The 22,362-nt window shown below is 66.5% G+C and carries 18 protein-coding genes and 3 tRNA genes; 11 read left to right on the top strand and 10 right to left on the bottom strand.

Annotation, left to right across the window (positions count from 1 at the left end):
- Nucleotides 1–534: 534 nt before the first annotated feature.
- Nucleotides 535–617: transfer RNA gene (locus A5732_RS21840), tRNA-Leu, on the bottom strand.
- 252 nt (nt 618–869) lie between these two features.
- Between A5732_RS21840 and A5732_RS21835 the strand changes: the two genes are divergently transcribed.
- The 7 genes from A5732_RS21835 (at nt 870) to pknB (ending at nt 10,639) form a co-directional block, all read left to right on the top strand.
- Nucleotides 870–2,504, top strand: a complete 1,635-nt coding sequence (locus tag A5732_RS21835; RefSeq protein WP_076054574.1) for a DUF3662 and FHA domain-containing protein — start codon at nt 870–872, stop codon at nt 2,502–2,504.
- Between the two features lie 124 nt (nt 2,505–2,628).
- On the top strand, nt 2,629–3,096 hold the full coding sequence (locus A5732_RS21830; RefSeq protein WP_007771646.1) for an FHA domain-containing protein FhaB/FipA: 468 nt from the start codon (nt 2,629–2,631) through the stop codon (nt 3,094–3,096).
- Entirely contained in the window at nt 3,093–4,601 is a 1,509-nt protein-coding gene (locus A5732_RS21825; RefSeq protein ID WP_076054575.1) for a protein phosphatase 2C domain-containing protein, read from the top strand. Before A5732_RS21830 ends, A5732_RS21825 begins: the two co-directional genes overlap by 4 nt.
- Nucleotides 4,598–6,004, top strand: coding sequence for an FtsW/RodA/SpoVE family cell cycle protein (locus A5732_RS21820; RefSeq protein ID WP_075236298.1), 1,407 nt, complete (start codon nt 4,598–4,600; stop codon nt 6,002–6,004). Before A5732_RS21825 ends, A5732_RS21820 begins: the two co-directional genes overlap by 4 nt.
- The gene (gene pbpA, locus A5732_RS21815) at nt 6,001–7,479 is read left to right on the top strand and encodes a D,D-transpeptidase PbpA (RefSeq protein ID WP_064953485.1); all 1,479 of its coding nucleotides are present in this window, start codon (nt 6,001–6,003) and stop codon (nt 7,477–7,479) included. The genes A5732_RS21820 and pbpA overlap by 4 nt, the downstream gene beginning before the upstream one ends.
- Nucleotides 7,476–8,762, top strand: a complete 1,287-nt coding sequence (locus A5732_RS21810; protein ID WP_076054577.1) for a serine/threonine-protein kinase — start codon at nt 7,476–7,478, stop codon at nt 8,760–8,762. The genes pbpA and A5732_RS21810 overlap by 4 nt, the downstream gene beginning before the upstream one ends.
- A complete protein-coding gene (pknB, locus tag A5732_RS21805; protein WP_076103280.1) occupies nt 8,759–10,639 on the top strand; it encodes a Stk1 family PASTA domain-containing Ser/Thr kinase in 1,881 nt (626 codons plus the stop codon). The genes A5732_RS21810 and pknB overlap by 4 nt, the downstream gene beginning before the upstream one ends.
- On the opposite strand, the gene A5732_RS21800 is transcribed toward pknB, so the two are convergent.
- Nucleotides 10,617–11,303 (bottom strand): aminodeoxychorismate/anthranilate synthase component II, encoded by a 687-nt coding sequence (locus A5732_RS21800; protein WP_076054580.1) that lies wholly within the window; start codon nt 11,301–11,303, stop codon nt 10,617–10,619. The genes pknB and A5732_RS21800 overlap by 23 nt on opposite strands.
- 48 nt (nt 11,304–11,351) lie before the next feature.
- Nucleotides 11,352–12,095 (bottom strand): DUF881 domain-containing protein, encoded by a 744-nt coding sequence (locus A5732_RS21795; RefSeq protein ID WP_076103279.1) that lies wholly within the window; start codon nt 12,093–12,095, stop codon nt 11,352–11,354.
- Nucleotides 12,096–12,227: 132 nt separating this feature from the next.
- Between A5732_RS21795 and crgA the strand changes: the two genes are divergently transcribed.
- On the top strand, nt 12,228–12,509 hold the full coding sequence (gene crgA, locus A5732_RS21790) for a cell division protein CrgA (RefSeq protein ID WP_003872098.1): 282 nt from the start codon (nt 12,228–12,230) through the stop codon (nt 12,507–12,509).
- Between the two features lie 155 nt (nt 12,510–12,664).
- Nucleotides 12,665–13,090, top strand: a complete 426-nt coding sequence (locus tag A5732_RS21785) for a PH domain-containing protein (RefSeq protein ID WP_076103352.1) — start codon at nt 12,665–12,667, stop codon at nt 13,088–13,090.
- Nucleotides 13,091–13,113: 23 nt separating this feature from the next.
- On the opposite strand, the gene A5732_RS21780 is transcribed toward A5732_RS21785, so the two are convergent.
- A complete protein-coding gene (locus A5732_RS21780; protein ID WP_064953480.1) occupies nt 13,114–13,662 on the bottom strand; it encodes a peptidylprolyl isomerase in 549 nt (182 codons plus the stop codon).
- A gap of 124 nt (nt 13,663–13,786) precedes the next feature.
- On the opposite strand from A5732_RS21780, the gene cwsA reads away from it, so the two are divergent.
- Nucleotides 13,787–14,221 carry a cell wall synthesis protein CwsA gene (gene cwsA, locus A5732_RS21775; RefSeq protein ID WP_076103278.1) on the top strand — a complete coding sequence of 145 codons (435 nt, stop codon included), beginning with the start codon at nt 13,787–13,789 and terminating at the stop codon, nt 14,219–14,221.
- Between the two features lie 2 nt (nt 14,222–14,223).
- On the opposite strand, the gene A5732_RS21770 is transcribed toward cwsA, so the two are convergent.
- Entirely contained in the window at nt 14,224–15,438 is a 1,215-nt protein-coding gene (locus tag A5732_RS21770) for a cytochrome P450 (RefSeq protein ID WP_076054585.1), read from the bottom strand.
- Between the two features lie 196 nt (nt 15,439–15,634).
- Between A5732_RS21770 and A5732_RS21765 the strand changes: the two genes are divergently transcribed.
- Nucleotides 15,635–16,204 (top strand): TetR/AcrR family transcriptional regulator, encoded by a 570-nt coding sequence (locus tag A5732_RS21765; protein WP_076103277.1) that lies wholly within the window; start codon nt 15,635–15,637, stop codon nt 16,202–16,204.
- A gap of 4 nt (nt 16,205–16,208) precedes the next feature.
- Here A5732_RS21765 and A5732_RS21760 read toward each other — a convergent pair.
- From A5732_RS21760 to gyrB, 5 genes are all read right to left on the bottom strand, one after another.
- Nucleotides 16,209–16,281, bottom strand: a tRNA-Ala gene (locus A5732_RS21760).
- Between the two features lie 148 nt (nt 16,282–16,429).
- Nucleotides 16,430–16,503 (bottom strand) — tRNA-Ile (locus A5732_RS21755).
- 71 nt (nt 16,504–16,574) lie between these two features.
- Nucleotides 16,575–17,456, bottom strand: coding sequence for a DUF3566 domain-containing protein (locus A5732_RS21750; RefSeq protein ID WP_076103276.1), 882 nt, complete (start codon nt 17,454–17,456; stop codon nt 16,575–16,577).
- An 88-nt stretch (nt 17,457–17,544) separates the two neighbouring features.
- Nucleotides 17,545–20,064, bottom strand: coding sequence for a DNA gyrase subunit A (gene gyrA, locus A5732_RS21745; RefSeq protein WP_076054590.1), 2,520 nt, complete (start codon nt 20,062–20,064; stop codon nt 17,545–17,547).
- Between the two features lie 43 nt (nt 20,065–20,107).
- The gene (gene gyrB / locus A5732_RS21740; RefSeq protein WP_076054592.1) at nt 20,108–22,141 is read right to left on the bottom strand and encodes a DNA topoisomerase (ATP-hydrolyzing) subunit B; all 2,034 of its coding nucleotides are present in this window, start codon (nt 22,139–22,141) and stop codon (nt 20,108–20,110) included.
- Nucleotides 22,142–22,362 lie beyond the last annotated feature (221 nt).

Below are 22,362 nucleotides of genomic sequence, written 5' to 3'. Positions count from 1 at the left end.
GAAGAGAATCGCTAGTGGGCGTTGGGACCCGTGCACGAGTCGGTCAATCATTGCCTCGGCCTCAATGTCGCAACACGAGCTTCCGCGTGTGATGGACCTCGTTTCTCCGGCTTACGCTTCCCCTGCCGCTTAACAAGCACATCTTGGATAACAGCTGCTGGACGGAACTTGAGCACGCTGCACATCGTTCGCGACGGCGAGCCGGAACTCGTCGCCGGAGGTTGCTGCGAAGCATCCGAGGTACCGCGTCGGTGCCGCGACCACGGCGCTGTCCGGGAAAGCAGGAAAGCCGCGGCGCCGTCGATGCGCTTAGCCGCGATCCGCGGCGCTCAGTAGGTGTTCTCTGCATCCTGCGCGACCCGGAACCGGCTCGACCGACAACCCACTCGCGATATGCCGTTCGACGGTGGACGAGGGATCGCAACCACCAAGTCCCCGGCATCCGTCGCGCGCGGGTTCGAACACCACCCACCCCACAAACGAAAAGTCACGACCTCTTTTCGAGGTCGCGACTTTTCGTTGAACCGCTCAGTGTGGGCGAAGGGGGACTTGAACCCCCACGTCCCGAAGGACACTGGCACCTGAAGCCAGCGCGTCTGCCATTCCGCCACTCGCCCGGAAAAACAACCGATGGACCATATCACTCTAATGGCCTAATCCCCGAACCGCCGCAGTGGGCCCCGAAGCGGTGCCCCACTGCGCACCCGTAGGCCAATACCCGCCTGAGCTGGACAGATGTAATTCTCACGATTTCGAAAGTGCCGCAGCGACACGGTGTCCCGATACCATGCGGAAGTGATCAGCACCGGGGTGATTCGTTTGCCGTCCATTGGCAATACCTGATGGCAAGTGCACGCGAACGGTAGGACATGGGTAGCCAACGGGGGCTGGTTGCGCGGATCGAGCGCAAACTCGAGGCGACGGTGGACAACGCCTTCGCCCGGGTATTCGGTGGATCGATCGTTCCGCAGGAGGTCGAAGCCCTGTTATGCCGAGAAGCGCGTGCCGGGGTCCAGAAGCTCCACGGAAACCGCCTTTTGGCCCCCAACGAATACATCATTACCCTCGATATGCACGACTTCGAGAAGGTGAGCGCCGATTCGGATCTCACGTCGAGCGCTTTCGCGAGGTACTTGGCTGACTACATCCACGAACAGGGGTGGCAAACGTATGGTGAGGTGGTCGTTCGGTTCGACCAGTCGTCGAACCTGCGCACCGGCCAGTACCGCGCCCGCGGTGCTGTCAACCCCGATGTCCAGCCCCGCCCGACGGTCGACGACCCCGTCCGGCCACAATCAAATAACGCGTTCGGCGAAGAACGAGGAGTAGCACCAATGACTGACAATTCTGGCTACCGCGGGGCTCAGGGGCCGGGGCGATCCGGCGACGAGTACTACGACGACCGCTACGGGCGTCCGCAGGACGACGCGCGCGGTGGCCCGGACCCGCAGGGAGCACCCGACCAGCGTGGTGGATATCCACCCGAGCAGCAGGGCTACCCGCCTCAGCAGGGCTACCCGCCGCCCCGCCAACCCGAGCAGGGTGGTTATCCGGAGCAGGGCGGCTACCCCGAGCAGGGGCACGGCGGCGGCTACCCCCCGCAGCAGGGCTACCCGGACCAGCGCGGCTACCCCGAGCAGGGTCAGGGGGGCTATCCCCCGCAGCAGGGCTACCAAGATCAGCGCGGCTACCCCGAGCAGGGTCAGGGCGGCTATCCGCAGTCGTACGAGCAGCGTCCGCCCGCTCCTGGCGGTTACGGCGGCCAGGGCTATGACCAGGGGTACCGCCAGGGCGGCGGCTACGGCCCTCCTCCCGGCGGTCAGCAGGGCGGCGGCCAGCAGGGCTACGGCGGATACGGCGACTACGGTCGCGGTCCGGGCCGCCCGGACGAGGGCGGCTACGCCCCGCCCGAGCACCGACCCGGCTACCCCGAGCAGGGCGGCGGGTACGACCAGGGCTACCAGCAGGGCGGCGGATACGGCCGCCAGGATTACGGTTCCGCCGAGTACACCCAGTACTCCGAGCACGTGCAGGGCGGAACGTACGGCGGCCAGGCCGGGGGCTACCCCGAGGCGGCCAGCCCCGAGTACGAGTACGGCCAGCAGGCGGAATACGGGCAGGCCGATTACGGGCAACCGGCTGACTACGGCCAGCCCGCCGACTACGGCCAACAGGGTGGTTACGGCGGCTACGACCAGGGCGGCTACGGCGCCGGCGGAACCACGATCACCCTTCAGCTCGATGACGGCAGCGGCCGCACCTACCAGCTGCGCGAGGGCTCGAACATCGTGGGCCGCGGGCAAGACGCCCAGTTCCGGTTGCCCGACACCGGCGTCTCACGGCGTCACCTCGAGATCCGCTGGGATGGACAGGTCGCGCTGCTGTCGGATCTCAACTCGACCAACGGCACCACGGTGAACAACGCACCGATCCAGGAGTGGCAGTTGGCCGACGGCGACGTGATCCGCTTGGGCCACTCGGAGATCATCGTCCGGATCCACTAAGCCACTGGGCTTAACGCTGCCGTGCTTCGCCCCGTGTCGTCCGCCGTCAAAGTATCGTGACGTAGCCGATGTGCTCGGAGTCACGGGCGCCAGGAATGCGACGCTAGGACGGAAAGGACGCCAGATGCAGGGACTGGTACTGCAGCTGACGCGCGCCGGATTTTTAATGCTGCTGTGGGTATTCATCTGGTCCGTGCTGCGAATCCTTCGGACGGATATCTACGCGCCCACCGGTGCTGTCATGGTGCGACGCGGTTTGGCGTTGCGCAGCACGCTGTTGCCTTCGCGCCAGCGCCGGCACGCCGCCCGCTATCTGGTGGTCACCGAAGGCGCGCTGGCCGGCGGACGCATCACGCTGAGCGGACAGCCGGTGTTGATCGGCAGGGCCGACGACTCCACGCTGGTGCTCACCGACGACTATGCCTCGACGCGGCACGCCAGGCTGTCTCAGCGCGGCTCGGAATGGTACGTCGAGGATCTAGGATCTACCAACGGCACTTACCTTGACAGGGCGAAGGTGACGACTGCGGTACGAGTCCCGATCGGAACCCCGATTCGAATCGGCAAAACGGCGATTGAGTTGCGCCCGTGACCCTGGTCCTGCGATACGCCGCGCGGAGTGATCGCGGCCTGGTACGCGCCAATAACGAGGACTCTGTCTATGCCGGTGCACGGCTACTCGCGCTGGCCGACGGGATGGGTGGTCATGCCGCCGGCGAGGTGGCATCCCAGCTGGTGATCGCAGCGCTGGCCCACCTCGATGACGACGAGCCGGGCGGCGATCTGCTGGCCAAGCTCGACAACGCGGTGCGCTCCGGCAACGCGGCGATCGCCGCACAGGTGGAGGCCGAGCCCGAGCTGGAGGGGATGGGCACTACGCTCACCGCGATCCTGTTCGCGGGCGACCGCATCGGGATGGTGCACATCGGCGACTCGCGCGGCTACCTGCTGCGCGACGGGGAGCTGACCCAGATCACCAAGGACGACACGTTCGTCCAGACCCTGGTCGACGAAGGCCGCATCACCCGGGAAGAGGCTCACAGCCACCCGCAGCGGTCGTTGATCATGCGGGCGCTCACCGGCCATGAGGTCGAGCCGACGTTGACCATGCGCGAGGCGCGCGCCGGGGACCGCTACCTGCTCTGCTCGGACGGGTTATCGGATCCGGTGAGCGACGAGACGATCCTCGAGGCCCTGCAGATCCCCGACGTCGCCGAGGCCGCCTACCGCCTCATCGAGTTGGCGCTGCGCGGCGGCGGCCCGGATAACGTGACCGTCGTGGTCGCCGACGTGGTCGACTACGACTACGGGCAGACCCAGCCGATTCTCGCCGGTGCGGTGTCGGGTGACGAGGATCAGATGACGTTGCCCAACACCTCGGCCGGCCGCGCCTCGGCTATTCGGCCCCGCGATGAATCCGCTAAACGCGTTGCGCCGCAACCGGAGACACCGCATCGGCCGCGCTGGTCACGCCGGAAGATGTACATGGCCGTCGCCCTGGCGGTGCTGTTGGTGTTCGCCGGCCTCACCGTCGGATGGTGGATCATCCAACGCAACTACTACGTCGCGGAATACAGCGGCAGGATCTCCATCGTCCGCGGGATCCAGGGCACCCTGCTGGGCATCCCGTTGCAGGAGCCCTACTTGGTGGGCTGCCTCAACGCCCGCAACGAGCTTTCCCTGATCAGCTACGGGCAATCCGCTGGCCACCCCAACTGCCAGCAGATGACGCTGAAAGACCTGCGCCGCCCCGGGCAAGTGCAAGTTCAGACCGGACTGCCGGGCGGCAGCCTGGACCAGGCCGAGTCACAGCTGCGGCAGCTTCTGGCCGAATATCTGTTGCCGATCTGTCCGCCTCCGCGCGCAACGTCGCCGCCCGGCGCACCGGGCGCCCGCAGCGGACCACCAGAATCCGCCACCACAGCATCGCCAGCACCACCGACCACCAGTTCTTCGAGCGCCGGCCCCTCACCGGGCACGAGCGCCAACGGCCCCGCGAACTCTGCGCCGGCAGGTCCGACGACCACGTCGCAGACAGTCACCGCGCTTCCCGGGCCGCCACTTCAACCGGGCATCGATTGCCGGACGGTGGCATGACGACCCAACTGCAGCCGCCGGTCGCGGTCACACCCCCGTTGCCTACCCGGCGTAACGCCGAGTTGCTGCTGCTGGGCTTCGCCTCACTGATCACCGTCGCCGCGCTGCTGATAGTCGAAGCCAACCAGGAGCGCGAGCTGCACTGGACCGCGATCAGCTACGGGCTGGTGTTCCTCATCGTCTTCGGGTCGGCGCACATGGCCATCCGGCGCTTCGCGCCCTACACCGATCCACTGCTGTTGCCGATCGTGGCGTTGCTCAACGGCCTTGGCCTGGTGATGATTCACCGGCTCGACCTGGTCACCAATCAGCTCAGCGGACGACACCACCCCAGCGCGACCCAGCAGATGCTGTGGACCCTGATCGGTGTGGTGACTTTTTCGCTGGTGGTCACGTTCCTCAAAGACCATCGGCAACTTGCGCGCTACGGCTATATCTGCGGACTGGTCGGCCTGGTCTTGCTGGTGATCCCCGCCCTGCTGCCGGCATCGCTGTCCGAGCAGAACGGCGCCAAGATCTGGATTCGCTTCCCCGGCTTCTCAATTCAGCCCGCCGAGTTCTCCAAGATCCTGCTGCTGATCTTCTTCTCCGCGGTGCTGATCGCCAAACGCGGCCTGTTCACCAGCGTCGGTAAGCATTTCATGGGACTGACCCTGCCCCGTCCCCGCGACCTCGCGCCCCTGCTGGCGGCGTGGGTGATCTCGGTCGGCGTGATGGCCTTCGAAAAAGACCTCGGCACATCGCTTTTGCTGTACACGTCGTTTCTGGTGGTCGTCTACCTCGCCACCCAACGCTTCAGCTGGGTGGGGATCGGCCTGGTGCTCTTCGTCGCGGGAAGCGTTGTCGCGTATTACATTTTCGCCCACGTCCGGGTCCGCGTGCAGATGTGGTGGGACCCGTTCTCCGACCCCGACGGCAGCGGCTACCAGATTGTCCAGTCGCTCTTCAGTTTTGCCACCGGCGGGATCTTCGGGACCGGCCTGGGTAACGGTCAGCCCGACACCGTGCCGGCCGCCTCGACCGACTTCATCATCGCCGCGTTCGGCGAAGAACTGGGGCTGGTTGGCCTGGCCAGCATCCTGATGCTCTACACGATCGTGATCGTGCGGGGCCTGCGCACGGCGATCGCCACCCGCGACAGCTTCGGCAAGCTGCTGGCCGCAGGCCTGGCGTCGACGCTGGCCCTCCAGCTGTTCATCGTCGTCGGCGGGGTAACCCAGCTCATTCCGCTGACCGGGCTGACCACACCGTGGATGTCCTACGGTGGCTCGTCCCTGCTGGCGAACTACGTGCTGCTGGCCATCCTGGCGCGCATCTCGCACAGCGCCCGTCGTCCCCTGCGCGGCCGCACCCGCAAGCCGCCGATCGCGGCGGCCAGCACCGAGGTGATCGAGAAAGTATGAACGCCTCCCTGCGCCGGATCTCGGTGACCGTGATGGCGTTGATCGTGTTGCTGTTGATCAACGCCACGATGACGCAGGTGTTCGCCGCCGATTCGTTGCGTGCCGACCCGCGCAACCAGCGGGTCCTGCTCGACGAGTATTCGCGCCAGCGCGGCCAGATCGTGGCCGGCGGCCAGCTGCTGGCCTATTCGGCCGCCACCGACAACCGCTACCGCTTCCTGCGCGTCTACCCCAACCCCGCGGAGTACGCACCGGTCACCGGCTTCTACTCGCTGCGCTATTCCAGCACCGGCCTGGAACGCGCCGAGGATCCGCTGTTGAACGGTTCCGACGAGCGGCTCTTCGGGCGCAGGCTGGCCGACTTCTTCACCGGCCGTGACCCGCGCGGCGCGAACGTCGACACCACGATCAAGCCGCGGATCCAGCGCGCCGCCTGGGACGCGATGCAACAGGGCTGCGGCGGCCCGCCGTGCAAGGGCGCCGTCGTCGCCCTCGAGCCGTCGACCGGCAGGATCCTGGCGATGGTGTCCTCGCCGTCCTATGACCCCAACCTGCTGTCGTCGCACGATCCCGAGGTGCAGGCGCAGGCATGGCAGAAGCTGCGTGACGACCCCAACAACCCACTGACCAACCGCGCGATCTCGGAGACGTACCCGCCCGGGTCCACCTTCAAGGTGATCACCACCGCGGCCGCGCTGCAGGCCGGGGCCTCCGACACCGAGCAGCTGACGGCCGCCCCCTCCATCCCGCTGCCCAACAGCACGGCGACTTTGGAGAACTACGGTGGGGAATCGTGCGGAAACGAGCCGACGGTGTCGCTGCGGCAAGCCTTCGCCCTATCCTGCAACACCGCATTCGTCCAGCTCGGCATGCTCACCGGGTCCGATGCGCTGCGCAACATGGCGCGCTCGTTCGGGCTGGACAGCACGCCCAGCGTCATCCCGCTGCAGGTCGCGGAGTCGACCGTGGGGATCATTCCGGACGCCGCGGCGCTGGGAATGTCGAGCATCGGCCAGAAGGATGTCGCGATGACACCCCTGCAGAACGCCGAAATCGCCGCGACCATCGCGAACGATGGGGTGACGATGCAGCCCTACCTGATCGATAGCCTCAAGGGGCCGGACCTGACCACGATTAGCACCACGGCACCGTATGAGCAGCGGCGCGCCGTGTCGCCGCAGGTCGCCGCTAAGCTAACAGAGCTGATGGTCGGCGCCGAGAAGGTCGCACAGCAGAAAGGGGCCATTCCCGGCGTGCAGATCGCATCTAAGACTGGTACCGCAGAGCATGGCAGCGATCCGCGGCACACCCCGCCGCACGCGTGGTACATCGCTTTCGCGCCCGCACAGACCCCAAAGGTCGCTGTGGCGGTGTTGGTGGAGAATGGCGCCGACCGCCTGTCCGCGACGGGGGGTGCACTCGCCGCGCCGATCGGACGGGCTGTGATCGAGGCCGCGCTACAGGGAGGACCATGAGCCCGCGAGTTGGTGTGACGCTGTCTGGCAGGTACCGCCTACAGCGCCTGATCGCCACCGGCGGCATGGGTCAGGTGTGGGAGGCGGTAGACAGCCGGCTGGGCCGCCGCGTCGCGGTCAAGGTGCTCAAGCAGGAGTTCTCCCAGGACCCCGAGTTCATTGAGCGGTTCCGCGCCGAGGCACGTACCACCGCGATGCTCAACCACCCCGGGATCGCGGCGGTCCACGACTACGGCGAAAGCCAGCTGGACGGGGAAGGCCGCACCGCCTATCTGGTGATGGAGCTGGTCAACGGCGAGCCGCTGAACTCGGTGCTCAAGCGCACCGGCCGGCTCTCGCTGCGCCACGCGCTGGACATGCTCGAGCAGACGGGACGCGCGCTGCAGGTGGCGCACGCCGCCGGGCTGGTGCACCGCGACGTCAAGCCCGGCAACATCTTGATCACCCCGACCGGCCAGGTGAAGATCACCGACTTCGGTATCGCCAAGGCCGTCGACGCCGCACCGGTGACCCAGACGGGGATGGTGATGGGCACCGCCCAATACATCGCACCCGAGCAGGCTTTGGGCCACGACGCCACCCCGTCCAGCGACGTGTACTCGCTGGGAGTCGTTGGCTACGAAGTTGTGTCGGGCAAGCGGCCGTTCACCGGTGACGGCGCTTTGACGGTGGCGATGAAGCACATCAAGGAGCCCCCACCGCCGCTGCCCGCCGAGCTGCCGCCCAATGTGCGCGAGCTCATCGAGATCACGCTGGTGAAGAACCCCGCGATGCGGTACCGCAGCGGGGGACCGTTCGCCGACGCCGTGGCCGCGGTGCGTGCCGGTCGTCGTCCGCCGCGGCCCAGCGCGACACCGCCCGCCGGCCGCGCCTCACCGGCCGCCATTCCGTCCAGCCCGACCACCCGCGCGGCCGCGGTGTCGCCGAGTCGAAGCGCGGCGCCCCGTCGGTCGCGGCCGACCACCGGCGGCCACCGCACCCCCCCGGCCCGGCGTACCTTCTCCTCGGGTCAGCGCGCACTGCTCTGGGCGGCCGGCGTGCTAGGCGCCCTGGCGATCATCATCGCGGTGCTCATCGTCATCAACTCGAAGGCCGACCAGCAGCAACAGCCACCGACGGTGACCGACACCGGGACCCCGCCGGCCACGGCACCACCGCCGCCGAGCAAGACGCCGAGCGGTTCGGGGGCCCGGGCCGAAATGCGACTCGATTGGCCGGATGACGGGACAATAGGGACCTCCGGCTTACACAACGTGCCGGCCCGACACGGAACACATCAATGACCACGCCGCAGCACCTGTCCGACCGTTACGAACTGGGCGAGATCCTCGGCTTCGGCGGTATGTCCGAGGTTCACCTGGCCCGCGACGTCCGTTTGCATCGCGACGTCGCGGTCAAGGTGCTGCGCGCCGATCTGGCCCGTGATCCCAGCTTCTACCTGCGCTTCCGGCGCGAGGCGCAGAACGCCGCCGCGCTGAATCACCCGTCCATCGTCGCCGTCTACGACACCGGCGAGGCCGAGACACCCACGGGGCCGCTGCCCTACATCGTCATGGAGTACGTCGACGGCGTCACCCTGCGCGACATCGTGCACACCGATGGCCCGCTGCCGCCGCGGCGGGCCATCGAGATCATCGCCGACGCGTGCCAGGCGCTGAACTTCAGCCACCAGAACGGCATCATCCACCGCGACGTCAAGCCGGCCAACATCATGATCAGCACCACCAATGCGGTCAAGGTGATGGACTTCGGTATCGCCCGCGCGATCGCCGACAGCGGCAACAGCGTCACCCAGACCGCCGCGGTGATCGGAACCGCGCAGTATCTCTCACCCGAGCAGGCCCGGGGCGACACCGTCGACGCCCGCTCCGACGTGTACTCGCTGGGCTGCGTGCTCTACGAAATCCTCACCGGTGAGCCGCCATTCACCGGTGATTCGCCGGTTGCCGTTGCCTACCAACATGTTCGGGAAGACCCCGTCCCGCCGTCGCAGCGCCACGAGGGCATCTCCGCCGACCTCGACGCCGTCGTGCTCAAGGCGCTGGCGAAGAATCCCGACAACCGTTATCAGACGGCGGCGGAGATGCGCGCCGATCTGATTCGGGTGCACAACGGCGAAAAGCCCGAAGCGCCAAAGGTGCTCACCGACGCCGATCGCAGCTCGCTGTTGTCGTCCGCTCCCGGCGCCGTCGGCCCGTCGCGGACCGATCCGTTGCCGCGTCAGGTTCTCTCCGACGCGGGCGAGGACCGCAGCGTCGGCTCGGTCGGCCGCTGGATCGTCGCGGTCGCCGCGCTGGCGGTGTTGACGATCGTCGTCGTCATCGCCTTCAACACGTTCGGCGGCGGCGCCCGCGACGTGCAGGTGCCCGACGTGCGCGGGCAGGTGTCCGCCGACGCCATCGCGGCGCTGCAGAACCGCGGCTTCAAGACCCGCACCCTGCAGAAGCCGGATTCCACGATCCCGCCCGACCACGTCATCGGCACCGACCCGGGTGCCAACGCCTCGGTCAATGCGGGCGACGAGATCACCATCAACGTTTCCACCGGGCCCGAACAGCGCGAGGTGCCCGACGTGTCCTCGCTGAGCTACTCCGATGCGGTCACCAAGCTCAAGGCCGCGGGATTCAGCAAGTTCAAACAGGCCAACTCGCCGTCGACCCCGGAACTGCTGGGCAAGGTGATCGGGACCAATCCGCCGGCCAATCAGACCTCGGCGATCACCAACGTCGTCACGCTGATCGTCGGCTCCGGGCCGGAGACCAAGCAGGTTCCCGATATCGCGGGCCAGAACGTCGACATCGCGCAGAAGAATCTCACCGTCTACGGCTTCAGCAAGGTGACCCAGGTGCAGGTGGACAGCACCCGCCCGGCCGGTGAGGTGATCGGTACCAATCCGCCCAAGGGACAGTCGGTTCCGGTCGACTCGGTGATCGAGTTGCAGGTGTCCAAGGGCAACCAGTTCATCATGCCCGACCTGTCCGGCATGTTCTGGACCGACGCCGAGCCACGGCTACGCGCGCTGGGGTGGACGGGGATCTTGGACAAGGGCGCCGACGTCGACGCCGGTGGCTCGCAGTCCCATCGGGTGGTGTATCAGAACCCGCCGGTCGGCTCCGGGGTCAACCGGGACGGCATCATCACGCTGAAGTTCGGTCAGTAGCCGTCGGGTCGGCCGGGAAATACGGTCGCACCGCCGCGTGCACGTCGTTCTCGAGCCGGCGCACCAACGTGTCGTTGCGCTCCCATCCGCAGTCGGCGAGCCAGTTCGCCAGCATCCGGTGGCCGCCCTCGGTCAGGATCGACTCCGGATGGAACTGGACACCGTGAATCGGTAATTCGGTGTGCCGCACGCCCATGATCACGCCGCTCTCGGTATGGGCCGTGACCTGAAGCACTGGCGGCAGCGACTCGGGCAGGATGGTCAGCGAGTGGTAGCGAGTCGCCGTGAAGGGGTCCGGAAGTCCTTGCAGCACACCGATATTGCCGTGGTGGACGCTGCTGGTCTTGCCGTGCAGCAGCTCGGGGGCCCGGTCGACAATCGCACCGAATGCGACGCCGATGGCCTGGTGCCCCAGGCAGACCCCGAGCAGCGGGGTCCGCTCTGTTGCACACGCGCGAACCATCGGGATCGACGCCCCCGCGCGTTCCGGGGTGCCCGGCCCTGGGCTGAGCAACACCCCGTCGAACTGGCGGGCGACGGCGGCCTCGTCGGAGAGCCGGGTGTCGTCATTGCGCCAGACTTCGGCGTCCACACCCAGCTGGCCGAGGTACTGCACCAGGTTGAACACGAAGCTGTCGTAGTTGTCGACAACCAGGATCCGCATCGTGCCAGGTTACCGTCCGCCGGCGCTCGCGCCGCTGGTCAGTAGGCCTCAGTAGCCGACCGGGCCGTTGGGCTGCGCGAAGTGCAGCCGGTCGGGCTCGGAATGACCGACCACCTGCACGTCGGACTTGACCTCTTCGGCGTAACCGAGGCCGAAGCGAACCACGTACTGCTTGTACAGAATCACCAGGGGCGCGGCGGCCAGGGCGGCCTGCATGGCCGTCGCGTTGCCGATCGCGGTGATCGTGTACGGCGGGCTATAGGTGCGCCCGTTCAGCAAGAGGGTGTTGCCGACGCAGCGTGGCACCGAGGTCGCGATGATCCGCTGGTCCTGCATCTGGATCGCCTCGGCGCCGGCGCTCCACAGCGCGTTGAGCACGGCCAGGATGTCTTGCTGGTGCACCACCAGATCGTCCGGGGAGGCATCGCGGGGGAAACGGCCGTTGGCGTCGCGCTGCGCGTCCGCGAGGGTGACCACCAGGCCCGGCCCGTGCACCGGGCTCATTCCCGCCTCGCCGGCGAGCTGGCCGGAGCGCCGCAGCATGGCCGCCAGCGCGGCATCCGACGACCGCCCGTGCGCGGCGTCGATCTTGCCCGCCAGCGCCTCGCGCTGAGCGCTGAGACGGTTCACCGACGACTGGGTCTCCCGGACCAGGTCCACCAGCCGGGGGGCGTCACTGCGACGGATTTCGGTGCCCCCGGAGACACCGTGGGTGGCGGCGAGCAGCAGTCCGGCCAGCAGACACACGACCGGGACGCCCAAGCGCCATGGCGACCGGCGCGTCTGGATCATCGCCTCTCCATTTCCTGGTCACCGCCCCAGGTGAGTTAGTCTCGTAGCCAAGCTATGGGTGCAGCAGCTGCAGTGCTTATCGTTGCACCCCGTCCCGCTCACCGTGTCGTTGAGGTAATCCGCGAGGTAATCATGCCCAAGTCCAAGGTCCGCAAGAAGAACGACTTCACCGTCAGCGCGGTCAGCCGCACCCCGGTGAAAGTCAAGGTCGGGCCGTCGAGCGTGTGGTTCGTCGCGCTGTTCATCGGTCTGATGCTGATCGGCCTCGTCTGGCTGATGGTGTTCCAGTTGGCCGCCGTTGGGAGCCAGGCACCGACCGCTCTCAATTGGATGGCTCAACTGGGGCCGTGGAACTACGCGATCGCGTTCGCTTTCATGATCACCGGTTTGTTGCTCACGATGCGCTGGCACTGAGCAGGACCGTCGCCCTAATGAATTCATTTTCGGCCTGATTTGTCATCGCGTCAGCAACTTTGTAACCACCCAATCACACGCGTGTGATTTATCCCCACTGTTGATAGCTGATGTGGATAACTGCATAGGCCATGGTGGGAGGGGTTAAGGACCGCATGCAGCAAACACAATGGCAGCCGCACACGGCGGGAATCGCTGGTTGTGGAGCCGCGGGTGTTCTGATGGCTATCGCGGCTGTGACCGTGGTCACAGACCCGCCGGGCCGCGTTCTGGCGGGCGTTGCCGCGGCGGGTCTGATCTTGTTTGCCAGCGTGTCGTGGCACGCGCGTCCCAGGCTGGCAATCACGCCGGGCGGCCTGGCGCTCCGCGGCTGGTTTCGGACGCAGGAATTGCAGCCGTCCGACACCAAGATCATCCGCATCATCGAGTTCCGCCGTTACGGGCGCAAAGTGCGGCTGCTCGAGGTCGAGACAGCCGAGGGCGGCCTGGTGCTGTTCTCCCGCTGGGACCTCGGAACGGATCCGCTGGAGGTGCTCGACGCGCTCACGGCAGCGGGCTACGCGGGCCGTCAGCAAGGCTGACCGGCCCGCGGACTACCGCCGGCTCAGGAGATGGTGATCGACTCGATGACGACCGGCTCGGTGGGACGGTCGTTGCCGTCGGTGCCCGTCGTCGAGATCGCCTCAACGACCTTCTGCGACTCGGGGTCGGTGACCTCGCCGAAGATCGTGTGGCGCCGGTTCAGGTGCGGGGTTTGGCCGACCGTGATGAAGAACTGCGAGCCGTTGGTACCGGGGCCCGCGTTGGCCATCGCCAGCAGGTAGGGCTTGTCGAACTGCAGTTCGGGGTGGAACTCGTCGGCGAATTTGTAGCCCGGGCCGCCTCGGCCGGTTCCGGTCGGGTCGCCGCCCTGGATCATGAAGCCCCGGATCACCCGGTGAAAGACCGCGCCGTCGTAGAACGGGCCGGACGAGCCTCCCGATGCGTTCTGCGTCGAGTACTCCTTGGTGCCCTGCGCCAGGCCAACGAAGTTGGCGACGGTCTTGGGCGCGTGGTTTCCGAAGAGGGCGACCTTGATGTCGCCGCGATTGGTGTGGAGCGTGGCAGTAGCAGTCTGAAAGGGGCTGTTGGTCACGGCATCAGAGTCTGCCACTACGGGCGGGCGTTGCCGCACGCGGTCTCACCCAAGGCGACGCCGACGTCCCTATGCTGGCAGTCTGGTCAGATACCGGGCCGGCTGCACGGCAGGCTCCATCCACGGGACGGAAGGGCGACAGATGAGCGCGAAGACGGATTCCCGGCTGACCCCGCGGCAGCGACTGGCGCGCGGCCTGAGCTATTCGGCACAGGGCCCGGTGGACGTCACCCGGGGAGTGGTCGGCCTGAGCGTGCAATCGGCGCAGTCGACCGCCTCGCAGCTGCGTCGCCGATATCAAGAGGGGCAGCTGGCTCGAGACCTCGCCGCGGCCCAGGAAACCCTGGCCCAGGAACTTGCCGCCGCACAGGAAGTCGTCACCAGCCTGCCCCAGGCGCTGCAGGACGCGCGGCGCGCGCAGCGTCGCGGCAAGCGCCCCTTGGTCTTAGCGGGGGCGGCCGTCGCGGTCCTCGCCGGCGGCGCCGTCGCGTTCAGCCTGGTTCGGCGCTCCGTGCGGGCGAAGCCTCAGGACCCGCAGTCGCGTCCGCCCAGCGTCGACGTGCAACCGCGTCCCTAGGATCACCGCACAGCCAGCTGAAGCCGTTCGCGGCGCCTGACCAGGATGCTCGGCAGCCATGCACCGATGTCGGTCGCATCGATCCATGCGGTGCGCTCGAGCAGCATCCGCAGCACGATGTGGGCTTCCAAACGGGCCAGCGCGGCGCCTACGCAGAAATGCACGCCCTTGCCGAAACTCACGTGGCCCTTGGCGGACGCGCGGTCGAGCCGAAACTCGTTCGGATCCGCGAAGTGCGTTGGGTCGCGGTTGGCCGCTCCCCACATCAGCAGCAAGTGCGCGCCGGCCGGCACCCGGACCCCACCCAGTGTGGTGTCGCGCCAGACGTGGCGGTAATGACCGCGAAACGGCGACTCAAAGCGCAGCGTCTCTTCGATGAAAGCGCTTAGTAGTTCTGGGTTTTCGCGAAGTTGCTGCTGGACCGCGGGGCGATCGGTAAGGGTCCACGCCGCGCTGCCCAGCAGCGACGCCGTCGATTCTCCCGCGGCACTGAAGAGGGTGAGCATGATCCCGAGCGCAGGCAGCTGTTCAAGTTCACCCGATGCGTAGCGGGCGGCCAGATCGGCGATCAGACCGCCTTCAGGATTGGCGCCTGCCTTCTCGAAGTGCTCAAGGACATAGCCGGAGAGTTCCATTGCTGCGGCTCCGGCCGCCGCGAGCTGGTCGGGTGTGACGATCCCGTCGAGCAAGGTGGTGGTGGCATAGCCGAGCCGGATGAGCCTGTCGACATCATCGTCGGGCAGACCCAGCAGCTTGCAGACCACCATCATCGGCAACCGGTTGGCGACCGCACTCATCCACTCGATCCGACCATCACGCAGGCTCTCCTCCCAGAGACGGTCTGCGGTCTGTGCAGCGAACTCCTCGATCACCCGAACACGTTTGGCCGACAAGTGGGGTAGCAGGATCTTCCGGTGCATCGCATGGACCGGGTCGTCCGCGGTGGCCAATGTATGCATCGGGGCTCCCGGTGGTCCCATGTCGAGCGGGGTGACGGAACCGTCGTCATGGAAGACCACCGTGGCGGTGAGATTCGAGGAGAAATCCTCGACGCGCTCGACTGCCTCGAGTACGGCATCCCAACCGCATACCGCATAGAACACGGAATCGCCGATGCGATGCACAGGTGCCTCGGCACGCATGCGGTCGAACAGCGGGTAGGGATCTTGTATCGCCTCGCTGCTGAAAAATTCGATCGCGCTGTCCAAGACCGCCATGTTTTCAGGCTCGACGCAGCTCACCGGGGGCGTCAACGGGGTACCGAGAAGTTGAGGAACCGTCGCGGCCGAGGTCGACAGTGCACGATCTCGGCGACCGGTCACGAACAGGCGGTACGCATGAGAGAAGTAGCCTCAAATTTCTCATGCTGCGAAATGTCTTTCTCCGTCGTGCACTGTGGTGGAGCATGGGTGGATGCCGCGTGACGACTGGTTGGTGGGCCGGGATCGCAGTAGCGAAGCCGCCGAACGGATCTACACCGCGGCGGCCGACCTCATCGCACGCCGGGGATACGACGGTTTCACGATCGAGGCCTTGGCCGCCCGGGTGCACTGCTCACCCGCGACGATCTACCGGCACGCCGGCGGCAAGGCGACCATCCGCGACGCCGTTATCGGCATTCAAGCGGACCGCATTATCGACGCCACACGGCAAGCCATCAAGGACCTTCGGGGCCCCGAGCGGGTCGTGACCGCCACGATCATGGCGCTCGAACGCCTGCGCTCCGATCCGCTGGCTCAGCTCATGCGGTCGATCCACGCGGCCCCGGTCAGCGATTGGGTCATCAGCTCACCCACGGTGACGACCTTGGCCGCCGAGATGTTGGGGCCCGACAACGACGACCCGCTGGCGGCGCAGTGGCTGATCCGCGTCTTCCTGGCGCTCTGGGGCTGGCCGCTCAAAGATCCGATCGCCGAGCGCGCCTTGGTGGAACGGTTTCTCGGCTCGTCCTACACGAGGGCAGTGAAAGAGCAGGGGCCTTGACTTGTGGAGCCTAGGGGAATCGAACCCCTGACACCCGCCTTGCAAAGGCGGTGCTCTACCAACTGAGCTAAGGCCCCTCATCGTGACTGGGTGGCTGACCTTGGTCATCCACAGCCACGTGCCAGACCTCGACTCCACGTCGTGACCACGCCACCGCTGCCAATACGACGATGAGTCCCAATGGCAGTGCGAGCCTTACGCAACGTCTTGACGGGCACATGGTTGTGGGCCTAGGAGGACTCGAACCTCCGACCTCTTCGTTATCAGCGAAGCGCTCTAACCGCCTGAGCTATAGGCCCGTACTCGCGTACGGCCGAGCGACGAGATTACCGCAATCCCCGCCCTACTCCCAAAAGTGCAGCATCCACTGCTAGTCGCGGTCCGCCAGCGTGACCTCGACGCCACCGATCAGATCGGTCGTCAGGTTGTAGACGAACGCGGCGATGGTCGCCATCGCGGTCAGCAGCACGATGTTGACCAAGCCGATCAGGACGGCGCCGCCGAATATCGTCCCGCTGGACACCAGTTCACCGCTGCTGCCGCTGGTGTTGTTCAGCAGGTCGCCGACGTTGCTGTTCAACTTCGACCAGACACCCATGCCGCCGAGCACCAGGTAGAGAAACGCGACGGCGATCATCCAGACGAAGAACAACGCCACCGAGAGCAGCAGCGACACCTTCAACGTGCTCCACGGGTCGATGCGACGGATCTGCATGCTCGCGCGCACCGGGCCCCGTGTGCGCCGGGACACCTGCACCCGGTTGTCGCGGCTGTCCCTTCCGTCCCGGGTTTCGGTGGTGGCCGTACGGCCGGTGCCCGACGAGCTCGGCGACTCCGCGGGCCGCTCGGGGGCGGGCTTGCGGTGCGGGCCGCGCGGCAGCGGGCCGGACAGATCCGGTAGCTCGCTGGCGTAGGCCTCCGTCGGCGACGCCTCACCACGCGCGGGCTCGGGCTCTTTGGCATGCGACGGAGCGCCGGGTGCCGCGGTACCGGAGATGAAACGGTTCAGCCGGGCCTCGACGCCGCCGGCCTGGCCCGATGGCCGCTTCTCGGTGGGCGGCTCGCTCTGCCGAGGTACCGGCTGCTGGGGCCGGGCGCCGCCGCGCTGCCAGGGCGGTCCATCCCCGCCCTCTTGGCTGCGGCCACCCTGCGCGGGCGGCGCGGCGCGGCGCACCCCAGCACGCTCGACCGAACCATCCCCGTTGGGGCCGTCCCCCTTTTTGGGGGCGCCCGGCTCGTTCGGTGAGGTCACCCCGACTCCTTAGGTCTCCTACCCTGGCCGCCCACGCGGTGGCACTCGCATTATGTCTGGTCGGGCTGAGTCTAGTGGCTCGGCACCGCTAGCTGTCCGACTCCGCGGCACCGGCGCTTTCCTCGACGACTTCGTCCGCGTTTTCTTCCGCGTTGCGGGCGATGGCCAGCAGCGTGTTCTCCTCACCCAGGTTCATCAGGCGCACGCCCTTGGTCTGCCGTCCCGCCTTGCGAACCTGGCCCGCTGCGGTGCGGATGACGCCGCCTCCCGAGGTGATCGCGTACAGCTCGCTGTCCTCATCGACAATCAACGCACCAACCAGCCTGCCACGCCGGCGGTCGTACATCACAGTCAGGACTCCCTTGCCGCCGCGGCCCTGCACCGGATACTCCTCGATCGCGGTGCGCTTGGCGTATCCGCCCGACGTCGCCACCAGCAGGTAGGTGCCCTCGCGCACGACGTTGAGCGACAACAGATAGTCGTCGGTGTTGAACCGCATGCCCTGCACGCCGGACGTGGCGCGGCCCATCGGACGCAGCGCTTCGTCGGTCGCCGAGAACCGGATGGACTGGCCGTTGGCCGAGACCAGCAACAGGTCCTCGTCGGCCGAGCAGAGCACCGCACCGACCAGTTCGTCGCTGTCGCGCAGGTTGATCGCCACGATTCCGCCCGAACGGTTGGAATCGAAGTCGGTCAGCTTGGTCTTCTTCACCAGACCGTTGCGGGTCGCCAGCACCAGGTACGGGGCGTCCTCGTAGCTGCGGATCTGGATCACCTGTGCGATGCGCTCCTCGGGTTGGAACGCCAGCAGGTTCGCGACGTGCTGACCGCGCGCCGTCCGCGAGGCCTCGGGCAGTTCATACGCTTTGGCGCGATACACCCGGCCCTGAGTGGTGAAGAACAGGATCCAGTCGTGCGTGGAGCACACGAAGAAGTGCCGCACGATGTCGTCCTGCTTGAGCCCGGCGCCCTGCACGCCCTTGCCGCCACGTTTCTGGCTGCGGTACAGGTCGGTCTTGGTGCGCTTGGCGTAGCCCGTCTCGGTGATGGTGACGACGACGTCCTCGCGGGCGATCAGGTCCTCGTCGTTGACCTCGCCGTCGGCGGCGATGATCCGTGTACGACGCTCGTCGCCGTGCTTGTCGACGATCTCGGACAGCTCGTCGTGCACGATCGCGCGCTGCCGCTCGGGCTTGGCCAGGATGTCTTCCAGGTCCGCGATCTCGGCCTCGATCTTGGCCAGGTCGTCGATGATGCGCTGGCGCTCCAGGGCAGCCAGCCGGCGCAGCTGCATGTCCAGGATCGCCTGCGCCTGGATTTCGTCGATCTCGAGCAGCTCGATCAGGCCGGCCCGCGCGATTTCCACGGTCTCCGACGCGCGGATCAGGGCGATCACTTCGTCCAGCGCGTCGAGCGCTTTGACCAAACCGCGCAAGATGTGGGCGCGTTCGTTGGCCTTGCGCAACCGGTAGGTGGTGCGCCGGACGATGACATCGAGTTGATGCGCGACGTAGTAGCGGATCATTTGGTCGAGCCGCAGGGTGCGCGGCACCCCATCGACGATCGAGAGCATGTTCGCGCCGAAGCTGGTCTGCAGCTGGGTGTGCTTGTAGAGGTTGTTCAGCACCACCTTGGCCACAGCGTCGCGCTTGATCTCCACCACGATGCGCAGACCGACGCGGTCGCTGGACTGGTCTTCGATGTTGGAGATGCCGGCCAGCTTGCCGTCGCGGACCTGCTCGGCGATCGAGGTGATGAAGTTGTCGTGGTTCACCTGGTAGGGCAGCTCGGTGATCACCAGCGAGGTGCGGCCACGTGAATCCTCTTCTACCTCAACGACTCCGCGCATCCGGATCGAGCCCCGGCCGGTGGTGTAAGCGTCGTGGATGCCCTGCGATCCGACGATCAGACCGTGGGTGGGGAAGTCCGGGCCCTTGACCCGCTCGCAGACCGCGGCCAGCGTGGCCTCTTCGTCGGCCTCGTGATTGTCCAGGCACCAGTAAACGGCTTCGGCCAACTCGCGCAGGTTGTGCGGCGGGATGTTGGTCGCCATGCCGACCGCGATGCCGCCGGACCCGTTGGCCAGCAGGTTGGGGAACCGGCTGGGCAGCACGGTCGGTTCCTGCACGCGGCCGTCGTAGTTGGGGATGAAATCGACTGTCTCCTCGTCGATTTCACGCAGCATCTCCATCGCGAGCGGGGTGAGCCGCGCCTCCGTGTACCGCATGGCGGCTGGCGGGTCATTACCCGGCGAACCGAAGTTACCCTGGCCGTCGACCAGCGGATAGCGCAGCGACCACGGCTGCGCCATGCGCACCAGGGTGTCGTAGATCGACGCATCGCCGTGCGGGTGGTAGTTACCCATCGTCTCGGCGACCGAGCGCGCCGACTTGGCGTGGCTGCGGTCCGGGCGGAACCCGGAGTCATACATCGCATAGAGCACCCGGCGGTGCACCGGCTTGAGACCGTCGCGCACCTCGGGTAGCGCGCGGCCGACGATGACGCTCATCGCGTAATCGATGTAGCTGCGCTGCATCTCCTGCTGAATGTCGACCGGTTGGATGCGGTCGACGGAGTCGTCGCCTGGCGGCAGCGTGGTGTCAGTCATGTATTCCTCGTTGGTTGGTCAACGGTGGGCCGGGTCTGATCGCTCAGACGTCCAGGAAGCGAACGTCCTTGGCATTACGAGTGATAAAGCTGCGGCGCGCGTCGACGTCCTCGCCCATCAGGATGGAGAACAGTTCGTCGGCGGCCGCGGCGTCGTCGAGCGTGACTTGGCGCAGCACCCGGACGCTTGGATCCATTGTGGTTTCCCACAATTCCTTGGCATCCATCTCACCGAGACCCTTGTAGCGCTGGATCCCGTCGTCCTTGTTGATCTTCTTGCCCGCCTTCTGGCCGGCCTCCAGCAAGCCGTCGCGCTCGCGGTCGGAGTAGGCGAATTCGGGATCGCTGCGCTGCCACTTCAGCTTGTACAGCGGCGGCTGCGCCAGGAACACGTGGCCGTGCTCGATCAGCGGCCGCATGAACCGGAACAGCAGCGTCAACAACAGGGTCGAGATGTGCTGGCCGTCAACGTCCGCGTCGGCCATCAGCACGATCTTGTGATAGCGCAGCTTGGCGATGTCGAACTCGTCGTGGATACCGGTGCCCAGCGCGGTGATGATCGCCTGGACTTCGGTGTTCTTCAAAACCCGGTCGATGCGCGCCTTTTCGACGTTGATGATCTTGCCGCGCAGCGGCAGGATGGCTTGGAACATCGAGTCGCGGCCACTCTTGGCCGAGCCGCCGGCCGAGTCGCCCTCCACGACATACAGTTCGGACTTGCGCGGGTCGGTGGAGCGGCAGTCGGCAAGCTTGCCGGGAAGGCCGCCGAGGTCGGTTGCACTCTTGCGGCGCACCAACTCTCGCGCTTTGCGGGCGGCGATGCGGGCCTGCGCCGACGACACCGCTTTGTTGACCACGACCTTGGCGTCGGCGGGGTTGGCTTCGAACCAGTGCGTGAGTTGCTCGTTGCAGACCTTCTGCACGAACGACTTGACTTCGGTGTTGCCCAGTTTGGTCTTGGTCTGGCCCTCGAACTGCGGTTCGCTGACCTTGACCGAGATCACCGCGGCCAGGCCCTCACGGATGTCGTCGCCGGTGAGGTTCGGATCCTTGTCTTTCAGCAGCTTCTTGTCTTTGGCGTACTTGTTGACCACCGTCGTCAGCGCGCTGCGGAAACCCTCTTCGTGGGTGCCGCCCTCGTGGGTGTTGATGGTGTTGGCGAAGGTGTGTACCGATTCGGAGTAACCACCGTTCCACTGCATCGCGATTTCGACCTCGTGGCCGGGGCCCTTGCCGTCGAAGTCGATGATGCTCTGCTGGATTGGGCTCTTGGTGCGGTTGATGTGCTTGACGAAGTCGACGAGCCCACCGGGGTAGTGGAAGGTGCGGTGCTTAACCTTATGTGGCGCAGTGGATTCCGCGGCCTTCTCCTGAGCCGACTTGGGGGCTTCGGCGGTGTCGCTGACGACCTCGTCGACCACCTCCTCATTGCTGACCCGCTCGTCGGTGAGGTTGATCGTCAAACCCTTGTTGAGGAACGCCATCTCTTGCAGCCGGCGCGCGACCGTCTCGAAGTCGTACTCGGTGGTCTCGAAGATTTCCGAGTCGGCCCAGAATCGGATCGTGGTGCCGGTGCGCTTGGTGGCCTCGCCCTGCTTGAGGGTGCCGGGCACGGCGCGGTCGTAATACTGCGACCACTCGTGGCCGTCGCGGGCGATATCCACCTCGAGCCGTGTCGAAAGCGCGTTGACCACCGACACACCGACGCCGTGCAGACCACCACTGACGTTGTAGCCGCTGTTCTCCCCGCCGAACTTGCCACCCGCGTGCAGTTGGGTCATCACGACGTCGACGGTGGGGGCGCCGGTGGCGTGCATCGCCACCGGGATGCCACGGCCGTTGTCGGAGACCTCGACGCTGCCGTCGTCGAGAATGCGGACGTCGACCTTGTCGGCGTAGCCGGCCATCGCCTCGTCGACCGAGTTGTCGACTACCTCCCAGATGAGGTGGTGCAGACCACGCTCACCGGTCGACCCGATGTACATACCGGGGCGTTTGCGGACGGCCTCCAGGCCTTCGAGCACGGTGATCGCTGAAGCGCCATATTCTTCTTGCGCCTTCTTCTTCTGGGCAGCCACGGTCGGAATGCTCTCCTTGGGGTTTCATGCGGGCGGTTCCAGTCACCGCAACAGTCGCATCCTGCCAGTCTAGCGTGAGCAGCCGTCCGCACCGATTTTCTGGCCGCGTTTCTACCCAGCTAACCGCGCCGTGCGCACGATTTCTTTATTCTGGGCGCGTCCCGACGTGCGTCGAGGGGGTCCGCGTCGTCCTGGCGGATTTCAGGGGCCTGTGGACGAAC

The sequence above is a fragment of the Mycobacterium colombiense genome (assembly GCF_001953985.1).
Lineage (GTDB): Bacteria > Actinomycetota > Actinomycetes > Mycobacteriales > Mycobacteriaceae > Mycobacterium > Mycobacterium colombiense_B.
The sequence above is the reverse complement of the archived record's forward strand: the minus strand, read 5'-3'. Positions and strand labels throughout refer to the sequence as shown.